The 21,441-nt window shown below is 69.5% G+C and carries 17 protein-coding genes; 10 read left to right on the plus strand and 7 right to left on the minus strand.

Annotation, left to right across the window (positions count from 1 at the left end; translation table 11 throughout):
• Positions 1 to 3 precede the first annotated feature (3 nt).
• Positions 4 to 1,824, plus strand: a complete 1,821-nt coding sequence (locus FDA94_RS17020) for an N-6 DNA methylase (RefSeq protein WP_137248046.1) — start codon at positions 4 to 6, stop codon at positions 1,822 to 1,824.
• Here the strand turns inward: FDA94_RS17020 and FDA94_RS17025 are convergent.
• On the minus strand, positions 1,821 to 2,942 hold the full coding sequence (locus FDA94_RS17025) for a serine/threonine-protein kinase (protein ID WP_137248047.1): 1,122 nt from the start codon (positions 2,940 to 2,942) through the stop codon (positions 1,821 to 1,823). The two genes, FDA94_RS17020 and FDA94_RS17025, sit on opposite strands and share 4 nt — an antisense overlap.
• A 206-nt stretch (positions 2,943 to 3,148) precedes the next feature.
• Here FDA94_RS17025 and FDA94_RS17030 point away from each other — a divergent pair, with 206 nt between their 5' ends.
• Together FDA94_RS17030 and FDA94_RS17035 are read left to right on the plus strand one after the other, a co-directional pair.
• Positions 3,149 to 4,693, plus strand: a complete 1,545-nt coding sequence (locus tag FDA94_RS17030; RefSeq protein ID WP_246059977.1) for a serine/threonine-protein kinase — start codon at positions 3,149 to 3,151, stop codon at positions 4,691 to 4,693.
• 1 nt (position 4,694) lies between these two features.
• Positions 4,695 to 6,953 (plus strand): GmrSD restriction endonuclease domain-containing protein, encoded by a 2,259-nt coding sequence (locus FDA94_RS17035; protein WP_137248048.1) that lies wholly within the window; start codon positions 4,695 to 4,697, stop codon positions 6,951 to 6,953.
• Here the strand turns inward: FDA94_RS17035 and FDA94_RS17040 are convergent.
• On the minus strand, positions 6,950 to 9,439 hold the full coding sequence (locus tag FDA94_RS17040; protein WP_137248049.1) for a DEAD/DEAH box helicase: 2,490 nt from the start codon (positions 9,437 to 9,439) through the stop codon (positions 6,950 to 6,952). The genes FDA94_RS17035 and FDA94_RS17040 overlap by 4 nt on opposite strands.
• 128 nt (positions 9,440 to 9,567) lie before the next feature.
• Here FDA94_RS17040 and FDA94_RS17045 point away from each other — a divergent pair, with 128 nt between their 5' ends.
• On the plus strand, positions 9,568 to 10,716 hold the full coding sequence (locus FDA94_RS17045) for a sensor histidine kinase (RefSeq protein ID WP_137248050.1): 1,149 nt from the start codon (positions 9,568 to 9,570) through the stop codon (positions 10,714 to 10,716).
• Here FDA94_RS17045 and FDA94_RS17050 read toward each other — a convergent pair.
• Positions 10,664 to 11,482: a helix-turn-helix transcriptional regulator gene (locus tag FDA94_RS17050; RefSeq protein WP_137248051.1), complete on the minus strand. Its 819-nt coding sequence runs from the start codon at positions 11,480 to 11,482 to the stop codon at positions 10,664 to 10,666. The two genes, FDA94_RS17045 and FDA94_RS17050, sit on opposite strands and share 53 nt — an antisense overlap.
• Positions 11,483 to 11,585: 103 nt before the next feature.
• On the opposite strand from FDA94_RS17050, the gene FDA94_RS17055 reads away from it, so the two are divergent.
• Positions 11,586 to 12,284: an SDR family oxidoreductase gene (locus tag FDA94_RS17055; RefSeq protein WP_137248052.1), complete on the plus strand. Its 699-nt coding sequence runs from the start codon at positions 11,586 to 11,588 to the stop codon at positions 12,282 to 12,284.
• Here FDA94_RS17055 and FDA94_RS17060 read toward each other — a convergent pair whose 3' ends face one another.
• Positions 12,285 to 12,686, minus strand: coding sequence for a nitroreductase family deazaflavin-dependent oxidoreductase (locus FDA94_RS17060; RefSeq protein WP_137248053.1), 402 nt, complete (start codon positions 12,684 to 12,686; stop codon positions 12,285 to 12,287).
• A 27-nt stretch (positions 12,687 to 12,713) separates the two neighbouring features.
• On the minus strand, positions 12,714 to 13,292 hold the full coding sequence (locus FDA94_RS17065; RefSeq protein WP_137248054.1) for a TetR/AcrR family transcriptional regulator: 579 nt from the start codon (positions 13,290 to 13,292) through the stop codon (positions 12,714 to 12,716).
• Positions 13,293 to 13,407: 115 nt separating this feature from the next.
• Here FDA94_RS17065 and FDA94_RS17070 point away from each other — a divergent pair, with 115 nt between their 5' ends.
• The 4 genes from FDA94_RS17070 (at position 13,408) to FDA94_RS17085 (ending at position 18,497) form a co-directional block, all read left to right on the plus strand.
• Positions 13,408 to 14,988 carry an MDR family MFS transporter gene (locus FDA94_RS17070; RefSeq protein WP_137248055.1) on the plus strand — a complete coding sequence of 527 codons (1,581 nt, stop codon included), beginning with the start codon at positions 13,408 to 13,410 and terminating at the stop codon, positions 14,986 to 14,988.
• Positions 14,989 to 15,077: 89 nt separating this feature from the next.
• Entirely contained in the window at positions 15,078 to 15,920 is an 843-nt protein-coding gene (locus tag FDA94_RS17075; protein WP_137248056.1) for a hypothetical protein, read from the plus strand.
• A gap of 314 nt (positions 15,921 to 16,234) precedes the next feature.
• Positions 16,235 to 17,353: a monooxygenase gene (locus FDA94_RS17080; protein ID WP_137248057.1), complete on the plus strand. Its 1,119-nt coding sequence runs from the start codon at positions 16,235 to 16,237 to the stop codon at positions 17,351 to 17,353.
• A 16-nt stretch (positions 17,354 to 17,369) separates the two neighbouring features.
• Positions 17,370 to 18,497, plus strand: coding sequence for a YibE/F family protein (locus FDA94_RS17085; protein ID WP_137248058.1), 1,128 nt, complete (start codon positions 17,370 to 17,372; stop codon positions 18,495 to 18,497).
• Here FDA94_RS17085 and FDA94_RS17090 read toward each other — a convergent pair.
• Positions 18,494 to 19,066 carry an SH3 domain-containing protein gene (locus FDA94_RS17090; protein WP_137248059.1) on the minus strand — a complete coding sequence of 191 codons (573 nt, stop codon included), beginning with the start codon at positions 19,064 to 19,066 and terminating at the stop codon, positions 18,494 to 18,496. The genes FDA94_RS17085 and FDA94_RS17090 overlap by 4 nt on opposite strands.
• Before the next feature lie 196 nt (positions 19,067 to 19,262).
• Here FDA94_RS17090 and FDA94_RS17095 point away from each other — a divergent pair, with 196 nt between their 5' ends.
• Positions 19,263 to 20,216, plus strand: coding sequence for a sulfotransferase family protein (locus FDA94_RS17095; protein ID WP_137248060.1), 954 nt, complete (start codon positions 19,263 to 19,265; stop codon positions 20,214 to 20,216).
• A 117-nt stretch (positions 20,217 to 20,333) separates the two neighbouring features.
• On the opposite strand, the gene FDA94_RS17100 is transcribed toward FDA94_RS17095, so the two are convergent.
• The gene (locus tag FDA94_RS17100; RefSeq protein WP_246059979.1) at positions 20,334 to 21,230 is read right to left on the minus strand and encodes a glycoside hydrolase family protein; all 897 of its coding nucleotides are present in this window, start codon (positions 21,228 to 21,230) and stop codon (positions 20,334 to 20,336) included.
• Between the last annotated feature and the right edge of the window lie 211 nt (positions 21,231 to 21,441).

Consider the following 21,441-nt stretch of genomic DNA (forward strand, 5'->3'; position numbering starts at 1 on the left):
GTGATGCACGACGACGCCACGGCCAACGCCACGGTGGCGGCGGGCGACATCGCCCGGCTGGCCGGAGTGGGCCGGGCCGCCGTCAGCAACTGGCGCCGCAGGTTTCAGGACTTTCCCGAACCGGTCGGCGGGACCTCGTCCAATCCACTCTTCTCGCTCGCCGAAGTCGAGACCTGGCTGCGCGAGCAGGGAAAACTCGACGAGCTCCCCGAGGACGAACGAGCCTGGCAGCTGATCCGCAACTCCGCAGACGATCTTGAGCTCGCGTGGCTGGTGAGCAGGGTGGCCGCGACCCTGGTGCGGAATCGGCTGCTCCTGGGAGCATGGGACCCGCCTCCCGAGCCGCTCGTCGAGGCTGCGGCCGGACTCGCCGCCCGGCACGGCACCGCAGACGCGGTGGAGTTCCTGTTCAAACGCTACGTCGAGACTCACTCCCGCCGGGTGTCGACCGTCCCCGCCCCCGTCGCGGCACTGATGGCGCGGTTGCTCGGGCCCTGTGTCACCGTGCTCGATCCGATCTGCGGCCCCGGCACGCTGCTCATGGAGGCGCTGTTCGAACGGGGCAAGGTGCGCGGGCAGGAGCGCGACCCCGCGATGGCGCTGTTCGCCGCCGCCCGCATCGCGGCGAAAGGGCCGGAGACACAGGTCCGAGAAGGGGACGCGCTGCTCAACGACGCCTGGCCCGACATTCACGTCGACGGGGCCATGTGCGTGCCGCCCTTCAACGAGCGTGGCTGGGGCTACGAACAGCTCACCAACGACCCCCGATGGCAGTACGGCCTGCCGCCGCGTGGCGAATCGGAGCTCGCGTGGGTGCAACACTGCCTCGCCCGTGTTTCGCCGGGTGGCCGAGTGGTGGTCCTGATGCCCCCGGCCGCGGCCAACCGGCGGTCCGGACGCCGGATCCGGGCGCAACTCCTGCGGACTGGCACCCTCCAGGCGGTCATCGGACTGCCGGCCGGTTCGGCCCCGCAGTCGGCGCTGCCACCCCACATATGGGTGCTGCGCCGCCCCGATGACACAGCCGGCGTCCCCGCCACCGTTCTCATGGCCGATGGCCCGATAGAGGCGTTCGCCGACGGCATCGAAGCGGTGGGTCACCCTGTCCCGATCATCGATCTGCTCGACGACGACGTCGACCTGACCCCGTCGCGTCATCTGCCGAAGGTGGCGGCTGTCCGGATGGACGATCTCGATCGGACCCGTGACACCCTCGGGCGGTTCACGGCCGGACTGACCGGGCTGTTGCCGGGTGTCGGCCCGGAGACCCGCGATCTGGCCATGACCACTCTCGCGGAGCTGGCCAGGGCCGGAACCGTCCAGATCGAGCAGACACCGATGCGGATGGAGACGGAATCGGGGCCGGTGCCGCTGCTCACGGCGAAGGACGTCACTCTCGGCCGGGGCCCGACGGGTCAGGGAGAAGATGGCCGTGACGTCGTGACGGCCAGGCCCGGCGACATCGTCATTCCCGTCGTGACCCGCCTGGTGACCGCGCGGGTGATGACGGAGGAGGTCGCGCTCGGCCCCCACCTGATCCTGATCCGGGTGGATTCGGCCGTCCTCGACCCCCGCTTCGTGGCCGGTTTCCTCCGGGTCTCCGCCGAGCGGGCCGCGACGACGGGGTCCGGCGCCTATCGCGTGGACGTGCGGCGGGCGCGCCTGCCGCGGCTGCCCGTCGACGAACAGCGGCGCTACGGCGAGGTGTTCCGGCAGGTGGAGATCTTCGAGAGCGCCGTACGTCAGGTCGCGGAGACCGGCGGTTCCCTGGTGGAGCAGATCCTCCAGGGGCTGATCAACGGACAGCTCCGGCCGTCCGGCTAACGGGCCATCGACAGCATGAGTTCGGCCGGGGTCGGCCGGTTGCGCGGCTCCTTGTCCAGGCAGGCCGCTAGCGGGCCGCGCAACGGTGACGGCAGTTCGCGCAGGTCGGGCTGGTGGTGCAAGACGGCCTCGAAGACCTGGAAGACCGTCCGGCCGTCGAACGCCTGACGGCCGGTCGCCCCGTAGTACATCGTCGAGGCCCAGCTGAAGACATCGGTCTGGGGGCTGATCGGCAGCCCCGAGACCTGTTCCGGTGACATGTACGCGGGCGTGCCCTTGACGACGCCCGACGTCATGGTGGCCTGGTCGAGGGCCTTGGCGATCCCGAAGTCGATGACGCGCGGGCCGTCGGGCCCGATGAGGACGTTGGCGGGTTTCAGGTCTCGGTGGACGATCTCAACGGAATGGATGGCGTTCAGCGCGGCGGAGGTGGCGATGGCGAGCCGGACGAGGCTGTCGCCGTTCAGGGGGCCGTTCGCCCGGACGAGCCGGTCCAGCGAGGGCCCGCGGACGTACTCGCTCACGATGTAGGGAGCCTCGTCCTCGAAGCCGACGTCGAGGATCCGGGCGGTGGAGAACGGGGGTACCCGCTTGGCGGCGGTGACCTCGCGAGTGAAACGCAGGTGCCCCTTCGTGCCCTGGAGCCGCTCGTGCAGGACCTTGATCGCGACCTGCCGTCCGTCGGGCCCCGCACCGAGGTAGACGACGCCCTGGCCGCCCTCACCCAGCGTGCTCAAAACGGTGTACGTCCCATACATGCGCACCCGCGGAGGTGCAGGGGAGACCGGCGGCGCGGGCGGCGCGGGCGTGCCCCAGGGATTCCAGGGGCCGGAGCCCGGGGGTACAGGAGTGGCTGGGACGGAGATCGGCGGGTTGGAGATCGGCGGGGCAGCCATGGGCGGCCGGGCCAGGCGGGCCCTGAGCACAAAGGCGTGGACGCTGCCTCCCCACCACGGCCCCAGCGCCCACATGAAGGCTGCGACCGAGTTCTGCCAGGACTCGGGGCCGTAGATCCCAGTGAGCGCGAAGGCCGCGAGGAGGAGAACGAAATGGGCCCCGGCCACCAACCCGTGCTCGCGACTGCGGAGCCGATAGGCGGCGGGTCCGGTGACGCACACCGTGAGAAGCCCAAATGACCATAGAGGCGCTAAAGTCCAACCGAAACTCATGGTGACTGGACTTGTGAGAATCCGTCTGTTCATGCCGTCATTCCGGGTTGCCGCCCAATATTCGCGAGGCATGAGGGAATTCTAGGGAGATTTCCGTTTCGTGGCTGGTGTAACTTCTCGGAGGAACGCGGATTCGGGCATGGAGGGCGGTCGGTTTGCGGGTCATCGACAGTCGTTACGAGCTGGATCCGCTCTCCCGGCGCGGCGGCGGTATGGGCGAGGTGTGGTTCGGTTACGACAAGCGACTGGATCGCCCGGTCGCGGTGAAGTTCATCCGCATCGACCGTCTGCCCGACGGCAGACCGGACAACGAACTCACCCAGCGGTTCGTGCGGGAATCCCGCATCACCGCCCGGCTCGAACACCCGGGTGTACCCGCCGTCTACGACTGTGGGACGTACGACGACGACCTCTATCTGGTCATGCAGCTCATCGACGGCTGCTCAGTCTCAGCCCTTCTCGACGAGACGGAAATTCCCGTCCCCTGGGCGGCGGCGATCGCCGCCCAGGTCTGCTCGGTGCTGGCGAGGGCCCACGAGAACTCGCTGATCCACCGCGACCTGAAGCCCGGAAACCTCATGCTCAGCCCCGACGGCACCGTCAAGGTCCTCGACTTCGGGGTGGCCATCGCCCTGTCGCCGGGCTCGACGCGGCTGACCGCGACGGGCGTCGCGGTGGGCACCCCTGAATACATGGCGCCCGAGCAGGTCATGGCGGGTTCGACCAGCCCTCAGAGCGATCTCTACGCCCTGGGTGTGGTCCTCGACGAGATGCTGTCAGGGGAGAACCAGTTCGCGGGCGCCACTCCGCTGGCGTCGATGCACAATCACATCGGCCGCGCCCCCCGACCTCTTCGCCAGCGGCGGCGTGACGTACCGGAGGGGCTTGAACGCCTGGTTCTCTGGCTGTTGCAGAAGGCACCCGACAACCGTCCGGAATCGGCCGCCGTCGTCTACGACCGCCTGCTCGGCTTCTGCCGTGAGCTGCCCGCCTTCCCCGGCTATGTCGATGCGTCCGGCTCGCACTCTGCCCGGATGTACGCGGGCGTCGTCAGCCGAGTCGGAGCGCGTCCGCAGGAGCGACCGGAGCCGGCGCCGGTCCGTCCCGCATCGACCACATCCGTTCCTGACGCGGCGCCGTTCCGGCCGAGCGATCTCGGGCTGGCCAGGAAGGACGCCCACCTGCTCAAGGCTGAATCCCGGTTCACCCAGGCGGCCGAGGTGCTCGCCGGCGCTCTGGAGCCCGCGACACGGGCGCTAGGCGTCACCGACCCCGATGTGATCTCGGTGCGGATCGAGCTGGCGGACGTGCTCTTCCTGGCCGGTGACTACCGGCGGGCGGCGACGGAGTTCGCCGACCTGGCCGCCGTCCTTGCCGAACGAGATGGGCCGGGCGCCGATCTCGTGCTGCGTTTCCGGCTGATGGAGGCCAACTGCCACGCGGCTGTCGGAGAGACGACCCTCGCCCTCGACCAGCTCGGTCGGCTGCTGGAAGACGAGCGCCGGCTCGGCATCGACGACGATCGCACGCTGGAGCTCCGGCGCCAGATCGCACTTCTCGAAGTTGGGTCGGGAGATCCGGTCCGGGCGGGGAAAACGCTGACGGATCTGCTCCCTGACATTGAGAATCGATACGGACCGAAACATCCGAGCGTCTTACAAGTTCGCGAATTACTCGCCAGCCTTCCCCGGAGCGAATGAATTGGCCACCCTCTCGGTACTCCTCCATCAGATCGACAACGGCACCGTCCTGCTGCCCGAGTTCCAGCGCGGCTACGTGTGGACCCGCGACCAGGTCCGGGGCCTGATGCGCTCGCTCTACAAGGGCTATCCCGTCGGCGGGCTGCTGCTGTGGGAGACCGAGCCGGAAATGGCTTCCATTCGCGGCGCTTCGGCCGAAGCCGGGGTGCGGCTGCTGCTACTCGACGGGCAGCAGCGCATCACCACGCTTTACGGGATCATGCGCGGCAAGCCTCCGGCGTTCTTCGAAGGAGACGCCTCGGCGTTCACCGGGCTCCGGTTCAACGTCGAAGACGAGACGTTCGAGTTCTACGGCCCGGCGAAGATGCGCGACGACGCCAGGTGGGTCGACGTGACCCGGCTCTTCACTCACGGGCTGGAACCCTTCTTCCAGGCCTTCGCCCAGTATCCCGACAAGCTGTCGACCTACCTCTCCAGGCTGAACCAGCTGAAAAATCTGGAGAACCGGCAGTTCCACGAGGAGAAGATCACCGGGCCCGACAAGAACGTGGATGTGGTCGTCGACATCTTCAACCGGGTCAACTCGGGAGGCACGGCTCTGTCCAAGGGCGATCTCGCCCTGGCCAAGATCTGCGCCCAGTGGTCGCCCGCGCGTAAGGTCATGAGGCAGCATCTGGACGGCTGGGCCGACAAGGGCTTCACCTTCTCCCTCGACTGGCTGCTGCGCAACGTCACCGCCGTGGCCACCGGACGGTCGGTCTTCACGGCGCTCGACATGGTCAGCGACGGGGAGTTCGAGACGGCCCTCGCGAAGTCGGTGCTCTATGTGGACACCCTTCTCGGCGCGGCGTCCGGACGCCTGGGCCTCGACCACGACCAGGTGCTGATGGGGCGCTACGCCCTTCCGGTCATCTCCCGGCTGCTGCACCTGACTCCCGGCGGCGGCTTCCCCGACGGCGCTTACCGCGACCGGGTGCTGTTCTGGTACGTCCATGCGGCGCTGTGGGGTCGGCACGCCGGTTCCACCGAGACCATCCTCGCCCAGGACTATGACACCGCCGGGCGTGCCGGAATCGACGGGCTGATCGCGTCGCTGGAGCGCTGGCGTGGTGGCAACCTGGAGATCCGGCCACACGACTTCGACGGCTCCACCCGAGGGTCCCGCTTCTACCCGCTTCTCTACATGCTGACCCGTGTACACGGTGCACGGGATTTCGGCACCGGCCTGCCGCTGCACGCCGAGATGCTCGGCAAACTGACCAACCTGCAGGTCCACCACATCTTCCCGAAGGCACTGCTCTACCCCGCCGGCTACGACCGTGCCGATGTGAACGCCATCGCCAACTTCTGCTTCCTCACCCAGAACACGAACCTGGTGATCGGCAAGCGGGCCCCCGAGGACTACTTCGCCGAAGCCGAGGAGAAGCACCCGGGCGTACTCGCGTCGCAGTGGATCCCCACCGATCCGGACCTCTGGCGCGTCGACCGCTATCTCGACTTCCTGGAGGCGCGGCGGGAGCTGCTGGCGGCGTCCGCGCAGTCCTTCCTCGCCGGCCTGCGGGACGGCGGTGCGGTCGCGGCAGCCGGGGAGCTGCCACCGGTCGCGGTCGTCGCGGACGACGCCGATGACGTGCGATCCGCTCAGGTGAAGGCCATGGCCGAAGAGCTGACCCGGCTCGGCTACGCCGACCCGGCTCTGGACAGCGAGATCGCCGACCCTGTCACCGGCCGCTCCCTGGCCGTGGCCGAGGCGTTCTGGCCCGAGGGACTGCAGGCAGGGCAGGGCAAGCCCGTGGTCCTGGAACTCGACCCCGAGGCGGCCGACCTGCCCAGGCTGGAGGAGCTCGGCTACGAGGTGTTCACGTCAGTGGACGCGCTTCTCGGCTATGCCTCCAGGCGCAGCGAGGCGGCGTCCGGGGAGGAGCAGGACATGCCCATTCCGAGCGGCTCATCTGATCCCGATCACACGGCCTTCGAGGCGGCCATGCGCTCCATCTACGATCGCGCCCGTAGCGAGGCCAACTACCACGCGTCCTACTTCCTGAGCATGCTCGCCGAGCACGGCGGCCTGGCCACAGCCCGGCGGCTGCTGAACTCACCGGCGGTGTCGGACGGCTTCGCGGCTCTGTGGGAACGCGGACGGCTGGACCTCACCGTCGAAGCGCTCGTGCTTCGCCCCGAATTCGCCGAACTGTTCACCGAAGCGGAGACGGAGATCGCCCGGCATCGGCTTGAACAGTTCGGCTGGTCCGGTCGTTAGAGGCGGTTGATCCCCGTCACGTGGAGCACGGCGGTGCCCTCCTCGTCGGACGCCGCCAGATCCACGTCTGCGCTCACCCCCCAGTCGCCGTCGCCAGCCGGGTCTTCGATGACCTGCCGCACCCGCCAGACCCCCGGCTCCTCCTCGATCCGCAGGAACGCCGGCCCACGGGCCGAGGGCCCGGTGCCGATCGTGTCGTGCTCCTCGTAGTAGGCGTCGAGCCCCGCGGCCCAGTCGACGTCGGGGTACATCTCCTCCAGTTCCTCCTGCTGGTCGAGCGCGGCCAGCTCGACCATCCGGAACATCGCGTTGCGCACCAGCACGCGGAACGCGCGGGCGTTCGCGGTGACGGGCCGGATCTTCGACTCCAGTTCGTCGCGGTGTTCCAGGGCCTCCGACGGGTTGGCGAGCTTCTCCCACTCGTCGATGAGGCTGGAGTCGACCTGGCGGATCAGTTCGCCGAGCCACTCGATGAGGTCGATCAGGTCGTCGGTCTTCATGTGCTCGGGGACCGTCCGCGACAGGGCGCGGTAGGCGTCGGCCAGGTAGCGCAGGACGGTGCCCTCCGACCGGGCCAGTTCGTAGAACTGGATGTAGTCGGTGAAGGTCATCGCGCGTTCGTACATGTCGCGGATGATGGACTTCGGGCTGACCGTGTGGTCGCCGACCCAGGGGTGGCCCTGGCGGTAGGTCTCGTAGGCGCCGAAGAGCAGCGCCTCCAGCGGCATCGGGTAGGTGACCTCCTGGAGGAGCTCCATCCGCTCCTCGTATTCGATGCCGTCGGCCTTCATCTGGGCGACCGCCTCGCCGCGCGCCTTGTTGAGCTGGGCGTGCAGGATCTGGCGGGGGTCGTCGAGGGTCGACTCGACGACGCTGACCACGTCGAGGGCGTAGGTGGGGCTGTCGGGGGCCAGGAGTTCGAAGGTGGCCAGGGCGAAGGTCGACAGGGCCTGGTTGAGGGCGAAGTCCTGCTGGAGGTCGACCGTCAGGCGGGCGTAGCGGCCCTGGTCGTCGGGCTCCTTCATCGTCTCGACGATGCCGCCGGCCAGCAGCGAGCGGTAGATCGCGATGGCGTGGCTGATGTGGCGGCGCTGGTTCTTGCGCTCCTCGTGGTTGTCGGTCAGCAGGCTCTTCATCGCCTCGAAGCAGTTGCCGGGGCGGTTGATGACCGCCAGCAGCATCGCGTTGGAGACCTTGAACCGGCTGTTCAGCGGCTCGGGTTCGGCCGTCTGGAGCTTCTCGAAGGTCTCCTCGTTCCAGTTGACGAAGCCCTCCGGCGGCTTCTTGCGGGCGTAGCCCCTTCGGCGCTTGGGGTCGTCGCCGATCTTCGCCAGGGCGCGTTCGTTCTCGATGACGTGGTCGGGGGCCTGGCAGGAGACGTAGCCGATGGTGTCGAAGCCGGCCCGGCCGGCCCGGCCGGCGATCTGGTGGAACTCGCGGGCGCGCAGGCGGCGGACGCGGTTGCCGTCGTACTTCGTCAGCGCGGTGAACAGGACCGTGCGGATCGGGACGTTCACGCCGACGCCGAGGGTGTCGGTGCCGCAGATGACCTTCAGGAGGCCGGCCTGGGCGAGCTTCTCGACGAGCCGGCGGTATTTGGGCAGCATGCCCGCGTGGTGGACGCCGATCCCGTGGCGTACCAGCCGGGAGAGGGCGCGGCCGAACTTGGTCGTGAAGCGGAAGTTGCCGATCAGGGCCGCGATGGCCTCCTTCTCGGCCTTGCTGCACATGTTGATGCTCATCAGCGCCTGCGCGCGCTCCATGGCGGCGGCCTGGGTGAAGTGGACCACGTAGACGGGGGCCTGCCCGGTCGACAGGAACTCCTCCAGCGTCTCGTGCAGCGGGGTCATCCGGTAGGAGTAGACCAGCGGCACCGGGCGCTCGGAGTGCTTGACCACGGCCGTCGGACGGCCGGTGCGCCGCGTGAGGTCCTTCTCGAAGCGGGTGACGTCGCCCAGGGTCGCCGACATCAGCACGAACTGGGCCTGCGGGAGCTCCAGCAGCGGGACCTGCCAGGCCCAGCCCCGGTCGGGTTCGGCGTAGAAGTGGAACTCGTCCATGATCACCATGCCGACGTCGGCCTGGCGGCCCTCGGCCAGCGCGACCTGGGCGAGGATCTCGGCGGTGCAGCAGATGATCGGGGCGTCGGCGTTGACCGAGGCGTCGCCGGTCATCATGCCGACGTTCTCGGTGCCGAAGATCGCGCACAGGTCGAAGAACTTCTCCGAGACCAGCGCCTTGATGGGGGCCGTGTAGAACGAGACCTGGTCGTTGGCGAGCGCCGCGAAGTGGGCCCCGGCCGCGACGAGCGACTTGCCCGAGCCCGTGGGGGTCGACAGGATCAGGTTGCTGCCCGTCACCACCTCCATCAGCGCCTCTTCCTGCGCCGGATAGAGCGTCAGCCCGCGCTCCTCGTTCCAGGCGGCGAACGCCTCGAAGAGGGAATCAGGGTCGGGGGTCCGCGGCAGGCGCTCGATCAGGCTCACCGCTCTATCCTGCCCCGAAGCTCGGGGAGAGCGAAACGAGCCGCGGACACACGGCGGGTTCGTACAAGATCGGGAAAGTCCGCGTGTCAGAGGGCTCGCGGGTCCCGCGGAGAGCCGACATTGGCGGGATGCGGGAGACGATCCACCGGTGGCGGGAGCGCTGGGATTCCCTCGACCCCGAGCCGAGGGCCCGGATCGTCGACCTCGCCCTCGTCGTCACGCTCCTCGCCTACACGCTGCCGCAGGCGCTGGTCGACCCCTACGACTCCTCGATCGTGGTCCCGATCTGGCTGGCCACCGCGAGCGCGGTCATCGCCTCGCTGACCATGCTCATCAGACGCCGGTGGGCCGGGCCGTCGCTGGTGTTCTCGCTGGTCTGCTACCTGTTCACCGGGCAGTCGGTCCCGGTGTCGATCGCCGCCTACTCGATGACGGCGCACCGGACCGTGCGGTGGTGGCAGGCCGTGGCGGCCGTGCTGACCGTCGGGTTCGCGGTCGGCTACCACTACCAGCCCAACATGAGCCCCAACATCGTCATCGACGCCGTGCGGGCGATCACGACCGTGTACGTGGCCGCCGTGGTCGGCACCTGGGTGCGCGGCTACCGCGACATGATCCAGACGCTGACGGACGACGTCCACATCAGGGAGGAGAACGCCGCCGCGCGCGAGCGCAGGCGGATCGCGGCCGAGCTGCACGACACCGTCACCCACGCGGTGACCGTGATGGTGCTCAAGGCCGGGATGATCCAGGAGGACACCGACCTGGAGGACAACCCCGCCCTGGCCAGGGACATCGAAGACCAGGGTGTACGCGCCCTCACGGAACTCCGCGAGCTGCTCACCGTGTTGCGGGCGGGTGACCTGCCCGACTCGGCCCAGGGGATCGACGCCATCCCGCGGCTCGTGGCCGACAGCAACACGACCGGGCAGCGGGTCGACCTGGACTTCGCGCTCGACGGGGTACGCCTGTCGCGCAGCGTCGAGCACGCCGCCTACCGCGTGGTCCAGGAGGGGCTGAACAACGCCCGCAAGCACGCGCCCCGGGCCACGGTCACGGTGACCGGCCGGGTCTCCGACGACGAGCTCGTCATCGTCATCCACAACGCCGCCGGGCCGCCGCGCGGGCGGGTCTTCGGCGAGTCGGGCTACGGGCTGGCGGGCCTGCGGGAGCGGATCATGCTGGTCGGCGGCACCCTCCAGGCGGGCGCGGCGGCCGACGGATTCACCCTGACCGCGCGTATCCCCGTCTCTCCAACAGTTCCCGAACCCTCCTGAGGGCCTCCTGCGCGCCGGTGCCGGGGATCGGGACGTACATGATCAGGCGCTGGCCCGAGTCGGGGATGGCCAGGATCTGTCTCCGTACGTCGATCTCGCCGACGACCTCGTGCAGCAGCTGTTTGCGCAGCTCACGACGGATCTCCACGTCATGGGCGGCCCACAGGCCGGTGAACAGGGGGCTGCGCGCGGCCAGTTCGGCGACCAGGTCCATCAGCTCCGGCCGGGTCGCAGAGGCCGCCCTGAGCTCGCGGACCGCCGCCGCGGCGAACGAGTCGGCGTGGCGGCAGACCTCGCGGTGCACCGGACCGGCGAAGATGCCGCGCATCTCGTTCCCGCCGACCTGCAGGTAGGGGATCAGGTGCAGGGCCATCGGGTTGGCGGCCAGCACGTCGAACCCGTCGTCCAGGACGTAGGCCGGGATGTCGGTCAGCGTCGCCAGGAGCTCCAGCACGCCCTGGGGCGGCGTCGGGGCGACGCCGGGCCGGGCGGGGGCCTCGCCGGCCAGGTTGCAGAGGTGGGCGCGCTCGTCGGCGTTGAGCATGAGTGCCCTGGCCAGCGCGTTGAGGATCTGCCGTGACGGATGGGGGCCGCGCCCCTGTTCCAGCCGGATGTAGTAGTCGACCGACATGCCGGCCAGTTCGGCGACCTCCTGCCGGCGCAGCCCGGCGGTCCGCCGCCGCGCGCCGTCGGGCAGCCCGACGTCGCGGGGCTTCAGCCGGGCGCGGCGGGTGCGGAGGAAGTCGGCCAGCCCGTTCCTGTCCATGAGCCGATTTTTCCTCTTTTGAGGGGCGCGTGGGTGGTACCGCTGATCCCAGCTTCGGCGGGTCTCTCGTCTGGCGGTACGGCCCCCGCCCAGGCTGGGGGCCATGACAACAGCACTCATCACCGGCGCGAACAAGGGAATCGGCTTCGAGACGGCCCGCCTGCTGGCGGAGCGGGGCGTGGACGTGGTCATCGGCGCCCGGGATCCCGGCCGGGGAGAGGAGGCGGCCGCGCGCCTCGGCGTCGGCTGCGTGCGGCTCGACGTGACCTCTCCCGAGACGATCACGGCCGCGGCGGCGTTCCTGGCAGAACGCTTCGGCTCCCTGGACATCCTGGTCAACAACGCCGGGATCGCCCAGGGCGGCCCGCCCACCGAGACCCCGCTCGACCTGATGCGGGGCCTCTACGAAGTCAACGTCTTCGGCGTGGTCGCGGTCACCAACGCGATGGTGCCGCTCCTGCTCAAGTCGCCCGCCGGCCGGATCGTCATGGTCTCCAGCGAGGTCGGCAGCCTCACGGTCACGACCGACCCGGCCAACCCGTGGGGGGATCTGAACAGCCTGGCCTACCAGTCGTCCAAGACGGCCCTCAACATGGTCACCGCCCTGTACGCCAAGGAGCTGGCCGGCACCGCGATCAAGGTGAACGCGATCTCGCCCGGCTACTGCGCCACCGACCTCAACGGTTTCCAGGGAGACCGGACGGCCGCCCAGGGCGCGGCCGTGTCGGTGTCGATGGCCCTGCTCGGCGACGACGGCCCGACGGGCACGTTCGTCAACGAGGCGGGCGTGGTGGCCTGGTAGCTAGGCGCGTTCGACGACGACGACCGGGATCTCACGGTCGGTCTTCTTCGTGTACTCGTCGTAGTCGGGCCAGGCGGCGGTCATCACCCGCCACATGTCGGGCTTCTCCTCCGGGGTGGCGGTCCGGGCGCGGGCGCGGAACTTGTCGCCCAGGACCTGGAACTCCACCTCGGGGTTGGACTGCAGGTTCAGATACCACTCGGGCGGGGCGTCCGCGCCGCCCTTGGAGGCGACCAGCAGATAGTCGTCGCCGTACTTCTGGTAGATCAGCGGTGTCGTGTGCTTCGTGCCGGTGCGGCGGCCGGTCGTGGTCAGCAGGGCCGCCGTCGTGCCCTGCCAGTCGTGACCCTCGGCGCCGTCGGTGGCCTGGTAACGCTCGACGTGTTCCTTGCCAAACAGCATGTGGACTCACCTACCCTTTCGGGCGGATCAACTCCCGGTCGCCTCGATCAATTCCAGGGCAACCTTCAGTGAAGCCTCATACTTCTCGTTCTCGTCGATCTTCGGATCGGGCAGCATGAACCCGACCGCGTGGATGGCGAACAGGGCCAGGCCGTGCTTGAGCCGCAGCGTCAGCGGCTGGTCGTGGTCGATCAGGAGCTCGCTGAGCTCGACGACCTTCTCGCGCATCCGCAGCATCACCGGGTGGTGCTTCATCGCGGTCGGGTTGCGCTCCATGAAGCGGGTGATCGCGCGGCCCTCGTAGGCGCCCTCGGCGTAGCGGATGATGGCCGCGCGGCGGACCTCGGGCGTGACCGTCACGTGCGAGCGCAGGTGCTCGATGATCAGGTCGAGCGACGCGATGCGATCGATGATCATGCCGGCGACGATGTCTTCCTTGGTCTTGAAGTGGTAGTAGAGGGCCGCCTTGGTCACCCCCAGCGCCTCGGCGATCTCGCGGAGCGAGGTCGCCTCATAGCCCTGCTCGGTGAACAGATCGAGCGCGATCTCCTGGATGCGCGCGCGGGTGTCTCGGGTCTCCCGAGGGGCGAACGCACGTTCGCTCATGGCGTTTGGTCGTCCTTTTAATTCAACTTGACGGGCGGCTAGTACGGACCTTACCTTAACTCCGGCTACTTGCCGGTCGGCAAGTAAGTTCAAGGGTTAACAAGGGGGCCCCGCAATGTCGGAAACCGCCGCCAGTCCACCTCCGGCGCGGTCCAGAGAAGTCATGATCATCTTGCCGGGACTGCTCCTGGCGATGATGCTCGCCTTCCTCGACAACATGATCGTCGGCACCGCGATGCCCCGCATCGTCGGCGAACTGAACGGTCTCGAATACTTCACCTGGGTCACCACCGCCTACATCCTGGGCACCACGGTGTCCACCCCCATCTGGGGCAAGCTGGGCGACCTCTACGGCCGCAAGACCGTCTTCCTCACCTCGATCGTCATCTTCCTGGTCGGCTCGGCGCTGTGCGGCATGGCCGGCTCGGAGCTCTTCGGCGGCGTCGACAACGGCATGACCGAGCTGATCGCCTTCCGCGCCATCCAGGGCCTCGGCGCCGGCGGCCTCATCGTCGGCGTGATGGCCATCATCGGCGACCTGGTCCCGCCGCGTGAACGCGGTCAGTACCAGGGCATCATGGCCGCGATCATGTCGCTCGCCATGATCGCCGGCCCCCTCGCCGGCGGCTTCATCACCGACCACCTCGACTGGCGCTGGGCCTTCTACGTGAACCTCCCGCTCGGCGGCGTCTCGCTGGTGTGGCTCTGGCTCAAGCTCGATCTGCCGAAGAAGCGCACCGAGCACCGCATCGACTGGTTCGGCGCGATCATCCTCACGGTCGGGATCACCGCTTTGGTCCTGATCACCTCGTGGGGGGGCCAGAGTCATGGCTACCCATGGGGATCGTGGCAGATCATCGGGCTGGGCGTGCTGGCCGCCGTGTCGTTCGCGGCGTTCATCCCGGTCGAGCGGCGCGCACCCGAGCCGATCATGCCCCTGCACGTCTTCAAGGACCGCAACTTCAACCTGATCTCGTGGATCGGCTTCCTGCTCGGCTTCGCCATGTTCGGCGCGATCTCCTTCCTGCCGCTGTTCCAGCAGCTCGTGCAGGGGGCGTCCGCGACCAACTCCGGCCTGCTGCTGCTGCCGATGATGGCGGCCTCGATGGTCGTCTCGCTCTACGTCGGCAAGCGCATCACCGCGACCGGCAAGTACAAGGCGTTCCCGGTCATCGGCGGCGTCATCATGGCCATCGGGATGGGCCTGCTCACGCTGATGGACGTCAGCACCCCGCTGTGGCAGACCGGCGTGTTCATCGCCGTCCTCGGCCTCGGCATGGGCTTCCTGATGCAGACCACCATGCTGATCGCGCAGAACAGCGTGGAGCAGAAGGACCTGGGCGTCGCCTCCAGCGCCTCGACCTTCTTCCGCTCGATCGGCGGCTCGTTCGGCGTGGCCCTGTTCGGCGCGGTGTTCAACAACCACCTGGCCGACGGCCTGCGCGAGAGGTTCGGCGCGCAGTCGGCCGACATGGTGGCCTCGGGCGGCCAGATGAGCCCGGCGGCCCTCGCCCAGCTTCCCCCGCAGATCAAGACCGGCTTCCTCGAGTCGCTGGCCGGCGCGATCAGCGGCGTGTTCGTCTGGGCGATCGTCTTCGCGGTCGCGGTGCCGATCCTGGCGGCCTTCATCAAGGAGATCCCGCTGCGGGGCGGCCCCGAGGAGCTCAGCAAGGAGGAGCCGGTGGCGGCTCTGTAGAACCCCTTCTCTCCGGTACGGCCCCCGCCCAGGCGGGGGCCGTACCCTTGTGCGTTGAACCTCCGGCCGGCGCCGGGCGTCATGTGATCATGAAGCGTTCGATGCCATGGGCGATCCTCCTCCTGATCGCGGCCTGTACGTCCGCTCCTCTCACCGCCCCCGCGCCCTGCCCAGAGACGTGGACCGGGAAGGCGCCCGAGGAGACGACCGTCGACGGGGCGGCCGACATGCTGGTTCCGGGCACCCCCGCCGGGGCGCTGATGTGCGCCTATCCCGGGGACAACATGACCGACGGCGAGGCGCTGGGCGGGCAGCGGAGACTGACCGCAGACCAGACGACTCGGATGGCGAGTGACCTGAACCGCCTCCCCGCCGGAACGGGCTCCGGCGCCTGCACCCTGGCGGGCGGGCCCGAGACCAACTATCTGGTGCGGGTCGACTACGCGGGCGGGGAACGCGTCTGGCTCACCACGGGAGACGAGGTCAACAGCTGCACGGACACCGCGAACGGGTCGTTCACGACCGACGCCTACCTGGGTGAGGAGATGACCGTCGCGTACCGGACCGGGAAGTGGACCACTCCCCAGCGTGAGGACCCCTGCCATCGGTCGCTCGGGCGTCGCGGCCAGGAGTTCGACATGGTGCCCGGCCGGCCCGTCGGGGTGCTGGTCTGCGGGGAGGACTCGCAGCGCGATCACGGCCGTGACGTGGCCCTCGCGCTCGCCGACGACCTGAACGCGATCCCGGCCCGGCCGGGCCGGGGGTCGTGCACCGGCACGTCGACGGAGACCTACCACCTCCAGTTCCGCTACTCGGAGGGTCCTGGAGTGGGAGTGACGGTACGGGTGGGCTGCCGCCCGCCCGTCCACAACGGCAGCCTCGACGGAACCGGCGAGTTCCCCCGGCTGAAGGCGCTGTCCCAGGGCGGATGACGGGCATCCCGGCCGACGGCGCCGCGTCGGCCGGGATCGTCTGCCAGGTCTGCCAGCCGCCCACCGACCGGCCCGGCGCAGCGTCTGGAGCGCGCCGGCGGCCATCAGGCCGTTGGCGGCGAAGACGGCGACCACATCGGGCTCGGACGTCGCGGTGGCCGGTTACGACGACTTCGAGGCGGCCCGCTCGCCTCGATCGTGCCGCCGGCCGAACTCGTCATCCGGGAGTCGACATGACGGCCCATCCGAACGGACGATGCGCACCTCCCGAAGGATGATGGCGGCGCGGCTCCCCGTGCGTGAGCGTTGAAGGCATGAATCGACTTCGGGGAAGTCTGGCCGCGCTCTTGGTCTTAGTGGTGACGGCGGCCTGTGGAACGCAGGAGACGGCGGCGCCGCCCGCCGCCACACCCAAGCACGGTCACGCGGCCTCCAAGGCCCCGGCGCTGCCGCTGCGCGACGGCGAGCGGTTCGTCACGCTGACGATGCCGGAGCCGTACACCCCCCAAGGACCCAACGGCGGGTCCGACGACTACCGGTGCTTCCTCATCGACCCCGGCACGCAGGGCACCGGCTTCCTGACCGGGGCGCAGTTCCAGCCGCTCAACCTGGCCATCGTGCACCACGCGATCTTCTTCCGGCTGGCCCCGGAACAGGTCGCCGAGGCCAAGAAGATGGACGCCGCCGCCCCCGGCCAGGGCTGGACCTGTTTCGCCGACGCGGGCGTCAGGCAGGCCGGGTGGGTGGCCCACTGGGCGCCCGGCGACCGTGAGACGCTGCTCGACCCGAAGTACGGCCACCCGATCCCGCCGGGCAGCCAGCTCGTCATGCAGGTCCACTACAACACCCGGGCGGGCGCCGGGGCCGACCAGTCGGCCATCCGGCTGCGGGTCAGCGACAAGCAGCTCCAGCCCCTCGGCACCGCCCTGTTCGCCGGGCCCGTCGAACTGCCCTGCACCCCCGAGGAGTCGGGGCCGCTCTGCGACCGGAAGGCCGCCGTCGAGGACATCGGCCGCCGCTTCGGCGAAGAGTCGGCCCGGACGCCGGGCTTCCTGACCGAGATGTGCGGACCGGCGAAACCGGGACCCACCCAGCACTGCGACATCCCCGTACCGCAGGAAGGGCTCCTGCACGCCCTGGCCGGGCACATGCACCTGCTCGGACGGTCGATCAAGGTCGAGCTCAACCCCGGCAAGCCTGACGCGCGGACCCTGCTCGACGTCCCCGAGTACAACTTCGACGACCAGGCGCTCCGCCCGCTGCCCACGCCGGTGAAGGTGGGCAAGGGCGACGTGGTGCGGGTGACCTGCACCCACGACGCCAAGCTGCGGAGCATGCTGCCGCAACTGGAGAAGGAGCCGGCCCGCTACGTGGTGTGGGGCGAGGGGACCGCCGACGAGATGTGCCTGGGGGTCGCGATCATGTCGGCCTGAGCTACTGTTCCTCGCCATGGGGCACTCGCACGGGCCGGCCGCGCCCGCCGACCGCACTACCGTCCTGGCCGTGCTGGCCGTGATCCTGCCGCTGGCGGCCGCGACGCTCGTCGCGCTCGTGCTCTTGTGGCCGGGTGCGGTGAAGAAGACGCAGGAGCCGCAGCTGCCCGAGACGACCGGGGTGATCACCTCGGTGTCCGGCGAGAAGGCGATCGTCGAGTTCTCGGTGTTCCACCAGGTCACCGCCATGCTGCCGACCGCGCCCGGGTCGGCGACGTTCGCCGAGGGCGACAAGGTGGTCGTGCTCGACCTGCAGGACGGCACCTACGCCGTCTCCGACCACGACCGCTCGTCGCCGCTGTGGCTGTTCGGGGCGGCGTTCGCGCTGGCGGTGATCGCCTTCGGGCGGTGGAAGGGGATCACCGCCCTGATCGGGCTCGCGATCACGTTCGGGCTGCTGCTCACGTTCGTGCTCCCGGCCATCCTGGCCGGGCAGCCGCCGTTGCTGGTCGCCGTCGTCGGCGCGGCGGCGATCATGTTGATCGTCCTGTACGTCACCCACGGCGTCAGCGTGCCCACCTCGGTCGCCGTGATCGGCACCCTGGTCAGCCTGGCCCTCACGGGCCTGCTGTCGCTGCTGGCCATCGACTGGACCCACCTGACCGGGGTGAGCGACGACAGCAGCTGGCTCCTCGGGACGAGCCACCAGATCAACACCCAGGGCCTGCTGCTGGCCGGCATCATCATCGGCTCGCTCGGCGTCCTCGACGACGTCACGGTCACCCAGGCCGCCACGGTCGCCGAACTCGCCCACGCCAACCCGGGATACACGGCCCGGCAGCTCTACCGGGCCGCCACCCGGGTCGGGCGGGCGCACATCGCCTCGGTCATCAACACGATCGTGCTCGCGTACGCCGGAGCCTCGCTCCCGCTGCTGCTGCTCATCAGCGTCGGGAACGAGCCCCTGGGCGAGGTGCTGGCCGGGCCGGTGGTGGCCCAGGAGCTGGTCCGGAGCATGGTGGGCACGATCGGGCTGGTCGCGGCGGTGCCGATCACGACGGCGCTGGCCGCGCTGACCTGCAGGAGGCGGGCCCGTTCGGCCGGGGACGTACCCGAACGGGCCCACGATCTGGTGACCGGCTAGGCGCGGCGCAGGTAGTAGCCGTACGACCAGCCGGTCGTGCCGTTCTTCGTGGTCACCTTGACCCAGCCCTTCTCACGGACCGGGGAACCCTGGACGGTCGCCTTCCACTTCAGCTTGCCGACCACCCGATGGCCCAGGCCCGGTCCCGACCGGACGTTGAGGTGGCTGCCCTTGCGGACGTGCTGGACCCGGTACTTCACCGAGGTCCCGGCCGCCACGACCGTCAGGTAGCCGAACGCGGTCGGATAGGTCTGGCCCTGGCAGGCGACGGAGACCGAGTAGGTGCCCGGCTTCGTGCCCGACCAGACGGTGGCCGTCCCGGTGGCCCGCACCCCGTTGGGCAGCAGCGTGACGCTGCGCCCCCAGGCCGGCGAGTAGGCGTAACCGGGCCGGTTGGGGCACGCCTTGGTGCGGAGCCGGACGGTCTGCCCGGCGTGGACGGTGGAGGGGGCGGCGGTCACGGCCACGGCGGAGGACGCGGCTGCGGGGAGCGCGGTGCTCGCGCCGGCCGGGAGGGCCAGGCAGAACACGGTCGCTGCGGCGAGGACGGCGGGCTTGACGAGATCCATGATCTCACTCCTTACGTACCAGGCAGGCTTTTGACCTGCTGTTACTACCAAGAGTAATCGCTTGATTACTTATTGTGAATACCTTGGCGCAGATCTGGTTGCCAACCGCCGGTGATCCCCACGTAGCGTGGGAAGGGCCGGGACGTTGAAGGAGGACCAATTCCATACTAAGTTTGTAGGAAAAGTGGAGGTTAGTGTGACTCTGCCCGGCTTCCTGGTCATCGGGGCCCCGAAGGCCGCCACGACCGCCCTGCACGCCGCGCTCAACGCCCACCCGGACCTGCATCTGGCCGCGGTGAAGGAGCCGAAGTTCTTCCTCTCGGACGGGCCGCCGCCCGAGAAGGGCGGCCCCGGCGACGCGGAGACCTACCGCGAGCACGTCTGGCGCCGCGACCGCTACGAGGCCCTGTTCCGGCCGGGATACCTGAACGGCGAGTCGACCCCGTTCTACCTGTACGACCGCGAGGCCCACCGGCGCATCAAGGCGCTCATCCCCGAGGCCCGGCTCATCGTGGTCGTCCGCGACCCGGTCGAGCGGGCCCACTCGAACTGGACCCACCTGTGGTCGGCCGGGCTGGAGCCCGTCGGCGACGTCGTCGAGGCCTGCGCCCGGGAGCCCGAGCGGATCAGGGCCGGCTGGGCCCCCTTTTGGCACTACGTCGGCCTGGGCAAGTACGGCGAGCAGCTGCGCGACCTCTACGACCTGTTCACCGAGGAGCAGGTGCTCGTCTTCCGCTACCGGGACCTGCTCGACCGCCCGGCGGAGACCCTCGACCGCATCTGCGGGCACCTCGGCGTGCGTACCGGGCTGATCTCCGAGGTCCCCCGCGAGAACGTGACCGTGCACCCCCAGGAGACGGTCCTGCACCAGGTGCTGTCGCAGGTGGTGCGGGTGGGCGACCGGCTGGGCGGCCAGGTGCTGACCGCGCCGCTCGCACGGGTGCTCCAGCGCGACGGCAAGGCCCGGCGGCCCCTGACGTGGGAGCAGCGGCAGGAGCTCATCCCGTACTTCACCGAGGACATCAAGCTGCTCGAAGAGGTCACGGGGGAGGACTTCTCCGACTGGATCCGGCCCCGCGACCGCTCGGGCGGCCAGGTCGGCCACCGCCCCGACGGCCAGGGCCAGGCCCGTAACGGACGCCCGCGGTAGCGGTGGCCGGCGCCGGGTGCGGCGGCCGGCGGGGGCGGGCGTCGGTGCCGGGGTGGGCGGAGCCGTAACGGAAAAAAGACGACCCGCGCCCGACGAGGGCCGTGACGCGGGTTCTCGCTAGACCAGTTCGGTGCGGAGGTCGTGGGCGCCGTCGGGGCGGGTCCACTCGTAGAAGATGCGCTGACCGCCGCCCGGCAGGTCGAGGATGTCGAGGTAGCGCAGGCCGCCGTGGGGTGACTGGGCGTGCGGGTGGACGCCCACCGCCGTCAGGGTCGAGGGGTCGGGGCCGGTGGCCACGCCGGTGCGCTCCTCGTAGTTCTCGGCCGCGCTGGCCCGGCCGTCGTAGTAGGCCAGCACCCCGTCGTCGGTGAAGCGGACCGCCGAGATGCGCACGCCGCGCGAGTCCCAGGCGCCGGGGCGGCGGTCGAGGGCGGTGCCGTGCCACGACCAGTCGCGCCCGTCGGGGCTGGTGGCGTAGTCGGTGACCATCTGGTCGGCCTCTTCGGCGACCTCCAGCGGGTGGCAGGACGCCCACAGGTGCCACTGGCCGCCGTGGTGGACGATCACCGGGTCTTTCACGCCGGTCTTGAGGTCGCCGGGCAGCACCACGCGGGCGGTCGCCGGGTCGAAGTCCTCGGGGCGGTCGGCCTCCAGGAGCTCCACCCGCCAGTGCTTGGTGCCGTAGGTCGCGCAGCTCAGGTAGAGACGCCAGGCGCCCTCCTGGGTCAGCACGAGCGTCGGGCGCTCCAGCGACTCGGTCCGCATCTGGTCTTTGGTGATCGTCAGCACCGGCTCGTAGCGCTCGCCGTCGTCGGAGCGGGCGATCTGGATCGCGTAGCCGCGGCCTTCGCCGATCGGGCGCCGCAACCGGTAGGCCAGGTAGATCGTGCCGTCGGGCGTCACCACGGCGCTCGGTGCGCCGGCCCAGAAGCCGGGGCCGTCTCCCGGCGGGGGGATCGCCACGACGGAGCGCTGAGGCTGGGGGAGGAACATTCCGGAGTCTCCAAGGATCACACGTCGACGATAGACAGCGAGGTGGAGGGGTCAAAGCGGCTTTGCCTGCTTGTTAACTCGACAAACCCTACCCTTTTACTAGGTTTATAGGCCGGTGATATTCCTCTGAACCCTCTCGGGAGGGGCCGCGTATCTCCGCCCGTAAGGGAGCTTCGCGAACCTCCGCACCTTAGGTCATGAACCGAGAAGGCCCCTCGAAGGAGACCACCAG

It is taken from the genome of Herbidospora galbida (assembly GCF_005233835.1).
In the GTDB taxonomy this organism is placed as follows: Bacteria; Actinomycetota; Actinomycetes; order Streptosporangiales; family Streptosporangiaceae; genus Herbidospora; species Herbidospora galbida.